Origin of the sequence: Paraburkholderia sp. SECH2 (genome assembly GCF_030464795.1) — a bacterium.
Lineage (GTDB): Bacteria > Pseudomonadota > Gammaproteobacteria > Burkholderiales > Burkholderiaceae > Paraburkholderia > Paraburkholderia aspalathi.
Window position 1 is genome coordinate 22411 of record NZ_JALPRH010000046.1, and the last position, 7991, is coordinate 30401.

General features: G+C 54.3%; 3 protein-coding genes and 4 pseudogenes. 1 reads left to right on the forward strand and 6 read right to left on the reverse strand.

The annotated features are described in order from the left end of the window. The first annotated feature begins 17 nt into the window (after nucleotides 1-17). Nucleotides 18-1364: an ATP-binding protein gene (locus tag M0D66_RS36890; RefSeq protein WP_266212844.1), complete on the forward strand. Its 1347-nt coding sequence runs from the start codon at nucleotides 18-20 to the stop codon at nucleotides 1362-1364. 1201 nt (nucleotides 1365-2565) lie between these two features. Here the strand turns inward: M0D66_RS36890 and M0D66_RS36895 are convergent. From M0D66_RS36895 to M0D66_RS36915, 6 genes and pseudogenes are all read right to left on the reverse strand, one after another. Continuing rightward, nucleotides 2566-2887: pseudogene (locus M0D66_RS36895) on the reverse strand (IS3 family transposase); the annotation flags it as partial. 233 nt (nucleotides 2888-3120) lie between these two features. Further along, nucleotides 3121-3747: a hypothetical protein gene (locus M0D66_RS36900; protein WP_266212845.1), complete on the reverse strand. Its 627-nt coding sequence runs from the start codon at nucleotides 3745-3747 to the stop codon at nucleotides 3121-3123. Between the two features lie 127 nt (nucleotides 3748-3874). Beyond that, the gene (locus M0D66_RS38030) at nucleotides 3875-4564 is read right to left on the reverse strand and encodes a glycosyltransferase family 2 protein (protein ID WP_367619546.1); all 690 of its coding nucleotides are present in this window, start codon (nucleotides 4562-4564) and stop codon (nucleotides 3875-3877) included. Nucleotides 4565-4580: 16 nt separating this feature from the next. Next, a pseudogene (locus M0D66_RS36905) lies at nucleotides 4581-5085 on the reverse strand (ATP-binding protein); the annotation flags it as partial. Further along, nucleotides 5082-5483: pseudogene (locus tag M0D66_RS36910) on the reverse strand (IS21 family transposase); the annotation flags it as partial. The pseudogenes M0D66_RS36910 and M0D66_RS36905, both read right to left, overlap by 4 nt. A 157-nt stretch (nucleotides 5484-5640) precedes the next feature. Then, nucleotides 5641-6872: pseudogene (locus tag M0D66_RS36915) on the reverse strand (class I SAM-dependent methyltransferase); the annotation flags it as partial. Between the last annotated feature and the right edge of the window lie 1119 nt (nucleotides 6873-7991).

The following is a 7991-nucleotide window of genomic DNA, read 5'->3' on the forward strand; positions in this document are numbered from 1 at the left end:
ATAGATTTCCACGCACCATGCTGGCACGCAATATTGCTCTGCTGGTCGTACTGGTTATCCTTAGCCAAATCTTTACGTTAGGCACGCTTGCCTATTTCGTCCAGGGCCCTCGGATCGAACATGCTGCACAGGCATTTGCCACATACATCAAGGAGATTGACAAACTCGTTACAACGCTCCCTCTGGAGGAGAGTTCCATCGTCACGTCGCGCATCGAGGAAGAGGCAAAATCTGCTGACAAAGTCACTCTCGTAAATCAGGACCTGCATTTCGACTTCTATCGCAGGTATCAACACCGGATCTTTTCCACCGAACTGCTCAGACAGCTGCCTCCGGATATGCTAGTCCGCTGGGATAGTGATATGCAGCATAGCCTCCTGATCGGCATGAATATAGCCGGGGCGCCCACCTGGATACGAATGCCTATCCCCCAGGACCCGGAAAGCACGACGATTACAGCTGCAGCGCTTCTGTCCCTCGGGCTGGGCATTCTTGCCGCCGTAGCCGGGTATCTTATCCAGCGTCGACTGAACACCCCTCTGCAAGAACTCGCTCATGCGGCTGCACAAATAAGCAATGGCCGGCGTCCCACTCCCCTCCCAACCGATGGACCTGCGGAAATTGCACGGGTGAGCGAGTCATTCAATCAGATGGCGGAATCGTTAAAGCGTGCAGAGGCGACGCGCATGCTAATGCTCGCGGGAATCTCACATGACATCAGAACTCCGCTGACCAAGATGCGCCTCGCGATTGCGATGTCGGATTCTGCCAATGCCGACCGCGCTTTTGTTTCATCTACCGACGAATATCTGAATCAGGTCGACGAGATCGTCCAGCAGTTCCTTGACTACTCGGGGAGCGGTGAACGCGAAGCCAGCGTTCCAGGTGACTTGAACGTTCTCGTGAAACGCCTTGCGGCGGACTTCTGTGGGCTCGGACACAACTTCACACTGTCTCTGGAGCAATTACCAGACGTTTCGTTCCGGCCGGTTGCCATGTTTCGCATGTTAATGAACCTTATGCACAACGCGGTGGAGTATGGCCGTGTTGGCCTCCACGTTCAAACTCTGTCCGACGATCATTCTGCGTTCGTTGTGGTCAGTGACCGCGGAACGACGATCTCCGGAGAAGAGCTCGAGTGTCTCAAATACCCTTTCCACCGCGGCAGCAACTCGGGCACCCGTGTCGGCGGGACTGGACTGGGTCTGGCCATCGCCGAGCGCATTGCGAAGCTGCATGGAGGAAGCCTGCAGTATAGAACCCGGGAGGGCGGTGGCATATCTGTCTGGGTCCAACTACCGCTCCAGGCTGTCGCCGGCCTCGATGAATGGGTCCCGCACAAGGAAGCGGTTGATCACTGTTAACGGGCGCCGGACTCGGGGCGATTTCGACACAGGCGGCAACCGTATCTCGTCACTCCAACGCGTTCTTCGCGCCTGGCTGCGAGTGCAATCTGGCCAAATCACGCAGTTTTTCCGTGAAACCTCTCGAATCCCGCGGGCGGAAGTCGGCGGACCATCGGACAGATACTTCTTCAACTCGCCTCACCCAATATGGCAACGGTCCTGAACGCCATGCCCATTAGGAGATCCATCTGGGCAGCCAACGATGGCAGCAACAGCAGAAACCGTTGCATCGTGTGTAGACGGCAACGATAGGTGGTCGTTTGGGACGGCAGGGTTTCATAGTTCCGCCAGCGATTCGGCCCTGTCGAAGTGACGCCGCCTGAATGCTCGGCGCGCGCGGAATGCAACGAACAGAAGTTCGGCGATAGACGCGCCGTTGGACAGGATCGTGAACATTGACCATGGACACGATCTCTCTCCATGCTGACCATTAGCGATGCCAACCCCCGTCAGTTTCCATGACGCTTGAATCCAAGCGGTGTATTACTGGCTTCCGTTGATAAAAGCATAAATGCAAAGCGTGACAATCAACTCGCGTCCCTCGCAGCTATCGCAGTCGAAAATCCTTTAGCCACTGGTTCCGACTGTCGAGCAAGCGGGCGGCCATGATGCGTTCGCTTCTCTCATCATGCGTTTATTGCCGACATGGACGACCTATTCATGACAAGCATCGCCGGCCACACTCCATCAACCGGATAAGCAATCTTCTGTCACGGCACGTCGGTGATGAACGTCAGACAATGGCCCCGCTAAACTCCTCAGCAAACTGAAGGATCTGACGCAAGACGTGCCGCCGCTGCGCACGTGAAACAGCACGAGACGGCAGTGCATCTTCAAAAGATCGGATGACGTCTCGCACAAATCTCTCGACCTGCCGTGGGTGATCATTAAGGCGCTCTGCGGGGGCTACCTCATCTGACGAAGTGAATGCGTTTTTCAAATCAATCAGGTCCGGCATACAGCCACTACCAGTCCGTCAGAAAGGATATTCACGCACCGCATCCGACCGCGATATTGGTGCGCTAAACCTAGCCGGTACGGATAGCGATTCCCGGCGCGCATCAACAAAACGCCGCAACGTCCGCGAACAGAATCTGCTTGCAATGCAAACGTTCGATTGAGTTGGGTCGCAGGGGGTTCGGCAGAAATCGTGGACTCGTCGTCGTGCCCGATGACATAAATAGGAGCTGCGGGCAAGGCCCAGTCCGGCAAAGAGTTCTGACAGCGCGTAGGTTTGTCTAAGGGCTTCAACCACCAACGTCTTTTCCCGATTGGTCAGGAGCTGTGGGTCGAGGCCCAGGCTTTTTTATCAGTTCGAGGACCTTCTTCAAAATGTCGTGTTCAAGTTGCAATTGCCGGATGTTGTATCGAAGCGATTCGACTTGCCGCTCCAACTCTGCGCGCTCAGGGGCTGGCGGCGAATCGTTTTTGCGTTTCATGGATGCCGGAACCTCGTGACCGAGTAGCTTATTTTTCGAGTTAATGGTATCGATTGCCCCGGCAGTCGTCTTCGGTTTGCGTGGCATATATGCTCCTTGAGCTACATGTTATGCCGACACACAAAATTTATGACAAGCCCGCGGTGGTGCACCTATCGCGGTGATACGCCAGTACAACGAGTAACAACGAGCCGAGCTAAGCGCTTTGGAAGGATGCCTACAGCGTCCGCGCTATCCTTTCTCCCCCTGAACTGGGAGGGTCGCCGCGCACGTGCTTAATATCTCCCCATGATATTTCGTTGGTAGTAGAAATCTTCAAATGCAGAATACATGTGTGCGGCGCGTCGCACTATTCCTGAATTTGCCTTCAGGCCAACGCCATAGAAAAATAGATCATTATGCGAATGATCAGTAAAAAAACCATAGCTTGAAAACCACCCAGAATGGTTAACAATTCCTTCGAAATCCCTTCGCAATAGATTTTTATAATAATTTTGACCAGTCGCGTGTGTTAGCGGAGAGAACATTGGGCCAAATTCTTCCGTGCCATGTTGCTGCCTTCCCGCGGTGGCACATGTCATCAGTACGAGCCCGTCGTCCTTAACAACTCGCAGCATGTTAATCCAAGTTTCTTTCCAATTCGGATTGTGTTCCATCGCTTCACACGAGATCACGACGTCATACTCGGCGCAGCTAGCACCGTAGCTCTGCCCTGGGCAAACGAGATCAACACCTTTCCCCTCACCGATATCCAGTCCGATATATTTACAATTGCTGAAAAATTCGCGAACACTTCCATTAATATCCAGACTTCCAATTTCGAGCACATTCTTCGATACAAAATACTCATGGAGAAATTGTTTAACACCGGCTATGAATTGGGATTGTTGGAGATGTGCCATAGTAAACCATATGATATACTAACGTAGTAATTTTTTGAAATTAGTCGCTACACGCATTGATCGATTTTTAGTCAAACGACTGTTCTACGAACTTAAATCGAATATTCATTTGAATGTGCCTTGCTTACTAGCGATTCAGTGAAAATTTTTTGAATTGTGGATTTTCAATATCCAACCAATGTGGCGAGGATACTGAATTCGAGTGCGACACATAGACCGTTGATCTGACCGACGAACAGTAGCATCGGAATTTTGGCATGGTGTGATTCGCCACTATCCAATCCGTGTAATAAATGTCGGCGTGCATTGCAATGTCTTCCGTGAGTGCAATGGCGAACCTTCTATTAAAGGCCATTGATGAACTCATGCCCCCAGGCTTATGGATGTCAAACAGAACAGACGGGTAGTATCGATACCCATTGTCTTTCATTATTAGAACATCGCAATGATTTGATATCCGAAAATCGTATCCACGATCCAGATCACTCAATGATTCTTGAACGTGATTTGCCAAATAGAGATCGTCATGATCGGTCCAGAAATAATGTGTGCAATCTTCTTCGAGAAGTCGGAGGATTGGTTGAAGATACCACTCATGCTGAGGAATGGTAACGGGAGTATGTATCCATATTATCGGATGGCTCAGATCCTCGATGCACCAATTGTAATTATCAGGGGACCCATTCTGATGAACGCAAATTAGATCGGGCGGTCTCGACTGGTGTAACAATTGCAACACGCAGTGACGTACCGCATCAGGTCGATTGTATGTGGGGATTAAGGCCCCCACTTTAACTGCTTCCGATTCGAGAGTCATGATTTAGCGACAGTCAAATTTCGTCGATGATCAGCAGCCGGTAGGGCCTGGTGATCCGCTTGATGGCTTCCTTCAGCTGGTAATGTGGTTGTCAGTTGCATCAGGAGACCAGCGTCCGTGATAAACCGGGTTCGCATACCGGCCTGTGTTGCACGATATCCAAGTGCGATCGCCAGATGGGTCTTACCAACGCCACCGGGTCCGAGCAGCACCACGTTCTCGGCCCGTTCCACGAAGGCGAGGCTACCGAGTTCGAGAACCAGCGCTTTCGGGACGCCGAGCGCGAATTCGAAATCGAAATCGCCGAGGGTCCTGATCGCCGGGAAGCCGGCAAGGCGCGTCAGCAGCATCCGGTGGATTCGTTCTTCGGTACGTGCCATGGCTTCGTCCTTCAGGGCATGCTCCATGATAGCCGAACTCGCGTTTCGCGGCCATCTGGCCGATGTGTGCAGCTGGGTTGGCAGGTACAGCGGATTCAGCTGCTTGCACAGCACAGTCAGGCGCTCGAGTTGCGGGGTCATGCGTGGACCTCCTGCGCGTGGCTGAACGAGTCGTAGCCCGACAGTGGATGTAGCAAGGACTTGCTCCATTCCGCAGTCGCGTAGCGCGACTCGGGTTTCGGTCGTTGATACGGCGTCGCGCCCGTATGGATCGAACGTCCCACATACGGCGCCGGCAGCGGCAACAGATGCGAACGCTCTTCGCGCAGAACGCGCCGGGGGGGTGCCGTGGATACGGACGTTTGCTCGCGCAGCCAGAGCCTCACACGCTGGTTGCAGATGTCCTCGTCCGCCGTCACGCCAGCCTGCTTGAGCATCGAAACCAGCGGAACCCAGAAGCTGTAGCGTAGATATCCGTTCATGCCTTCAACTTTGCCCTTCGTCTTCGCACGGTACGGCTTGCACACACGCGGCACGAAGTCGTGCTGTTTCGCGAAGTCAGCGGGGGATTATTCATCCGACGGCGACAGTCTGCTCTACACGAGAACTGCATTTCAGCCGACCGTCGTCTGTTCCACAACGCCAAAATCCGGCGACGAACCATCCTCTTAGACAGCGACGCGACCGATACGGTGGCGACCAGGCGATGGCGCCGGCAGACTTTCCTGCTTTCTGACAGACAATCTGGTAGCCGGACACATCGTCGACCGAAAAGGCATGTGCACCGCCTGCCAGGTAGACCCGCCAGATCCTGCACGTCTGCTCGCCGAGCATCTCTCGAATAGTCCGGGAATTTGCTTCAAAGCGCTCAGACCAGACGTCAAAGGTTCGCGCGTAATGCCGTCTCGGCTCTCCACGTCCAGTACCTCCAAGCCGCCTGCCCGCATCTCCTGAATGGCATGCGACAGTTGAGGCAGCTCCCGGCCCGGGGCCACATACTTTCTAATAAAGCTGCGAGCCCACATCGGAGCCTCATTGCTGTCGGGAGAGGTAGACGCAATGCCCTGATTCAGAGCTATGCCACCGTCCCGCAATAGCGAATTAATCTTGCGAATGTAACTGCCCAGATTCGCGAGCCCTACGTGCTCGAACATGCCTACACTCGTGATGCGATCGTAATGTCCTGTTGCGTCCCGGTAGTCCTCCAGCAAGATTTTCACCTGATTTTCCAGGCCTGCCCGCCGGACACGCTCTGTCGCCAGTTGCCACTGTCGCGTCGAAATCGGAGCCCCTACGCATCGGGCTCCAAAGCGCTGCGCTGCCCGTATGACAAGCGCCCCCCATCCACAACCTATGTCGAGCAGGCGCTCCCCCGGCTTCAGCCGGATCTTGTCGAGGATAAGATCGATCTTACTGAGCTGCGCCTCGTCCAGTGACTCGTCGCCTCGCTCGTAGTAGGCGCACGAGTAGACCATGTTATCGTCGAGCCACAGCTTGTAGAAGTCGTTTGAGACGTCATAGTGATGCTCGATCGACTCTTTGTCATCCTGCCTCGTGTGCGGACGGCGAAACCGCGCTGTGTCCCATGCTACCCACGCGACCCGCGGACACTGAAAGAGGGAATGCTGAAGCGTGCTATTTCTCGCCCTCAACGCGGAGAGTCTATGGGCAAGCCGAATAATGTCGTTCACATCGCCATCGATGTCGATGTGCTGGTTAACATAAGCTTCGCCTAACGATGTGACCGCGGGATCGAGCAGTGATTTCAACCCGTGACCATCGTTAGCACGTACGTGAATCAGGGGAACGTCGAAGCAACCCAGGTCGTAGCTCATTCCGGACATAGTCGTCAACCGCACTGGCAAATTCAGCCCGTCCCGGATGCGGTCGATCGATCGCTCTATCTTTCCGTTTATCAGACTGTTCATCATGTTGAGGTTTCCACTTCCAGACGCCGATCGCAAATACGTGTTTAAAGCACCCAAAATTCTTGCCGGATGCGACTAGTCACACAGCGGCTCTACCCTGTCGATTTAGAACATCGATCGATTCACAAGTGGTGTGCGCTGTAACATACGTCAACGCTTGAGGGGGCGCGAGTCAATGTTTGTTTCGCCATATTTCACCGCTGGCGTTTCAACACGCGCGCGCACGTCTGTGCGTATGCAGACAGACGTTGATGGAGTACTCAACTACCTCACGCTGCCATTTGTTGACACTGGAGTAAAGGGTTCGGATTCGTTTCGGAATACTCCACCCAGTCATCTCTCTGAACGACATACGGGCAATCGAATTCGCGCACACCTGGCATTTAATTTCGACTCGCGGGGCGCGCGCTCGAACAGAGTAAGCGCGATCCGCGCGATCGCTCGCGGTGTTGCCGTGGCGCGGCCTGTAGAAGTTCGCCTGGGTGAAGATGCGGGACAATTCCGGGTTATGCAAAGTGCCGCTTCTGCGGGTTCATGGCAAGGACAGCAAGACCCACATCGCCCACTGCATCCCGCGGCCGCTGGATGGATCGACCCGTACCTGAACGTGGCCGGTACGACACCCCGCCAGATACGTCGTTGTCCCGTCCCCTGCGCGATGCAACCGACTCCGCAATGACAGCCGACGCCGTCTGTCAATGCGTGTGCTTCAACGTCTGAAAAAAATCGCTTGATCTCGCTGCCGCCGGATTTTCCTTCATTGACACGCTTTCTTTGCGGGATTCAATGAGCGCAGTGTACATACCGTACCGTCAGCTGACGACCGCGGTATGGTAAGAATACAGGTGGCGAACGCGCGGCAGGGTCTTGATGCCGCGCGTGCACCGAATCAACGGTACAAGACGGCACGGTCAGAAGTATTGCCGGGTCGGACGCGATCCGCCTCTTAATGCCGCACCACCTCGATGTCGCATCCGGATCCAGGGTCGGGCTCAAGTCCGCGGCGTAGGTGCCGTTATGCGATGTGAGAAAGACTTTATCAGGCTGAGTCACCAGGCATGGACAAAGCAGAGATTTTTTTGGTTGGCGATCGCGGCTACTGACGCGTGAACAGGCCGG

Excerpts from the sequence above, each read along its gene's own strand:
- M0D66_RS38030 (WP_367619546.1), bottom strand. The coding sequence starts at position 4,564 with ATGACTCTCGAATCGGAAGCAGTTAAAGTGGGGGCCTTAATCCCCACA.
- M0D66_RS36890 (WP_266212844.1), top strand. The coding sequence starts at position 18 with ATGCTGGCACGCAATATTGCTCTGCTGGTCGTACTGGTTATCCTTAGC.
- M0D66_RS36900 (WP_266212845.1), bottom strand. The coding sequence starts at position 3,747 with ATGGCACATCTCCAACAATCCCAATTCATAGCCGGTGTTAAACAATTT.